Consider the following 225-nt stretch of genomic DNA (forward strand, 5'->3'; position numbering starts at 1 on the left):
AGGTTCGAACTCGTGACCTCAACCTTGGCAAGGTTGCGCTCTACCAACTGAGCTAGTGTCGCATATTAACAGCAGTCGCTATTAATGGAATTTGGTTGCGGGGGCCGGATTTGAACCGACGACCTTCGGGTTATGAGCCCGACGAGCTACCAAGCTGCTCCACCCCGCGTCCGTATTGTGTCACCGTTAAGTACCGTGAGAACTATGAAACTGGAGCGACACACG

1 tRNA gene is annotated in these 225 nt (G+C 53.3%); it reads right to left on the reverse strand.

Annotation, left to right across the window (positions count from 1 at the left end):
* Positions 1-92 precede the first annotated feature (92 nt).
* Positions 93-169 (reverse strand) — tRNA-Met (locus tag EX191_RS22805).
* Positions 170-225: the final 56 nt, after the last annotated feature.

The organism is Vibrio chemaguriensis (assembly GCF_012275705.1).
GTDB classification, from domain to species: domain Bacteria; phylum Pseudomonadota; class Gammaproteobacteria; order Enterobacterales; family Vibrionaceae; genus Vibrio; species Vibrio diabolicus.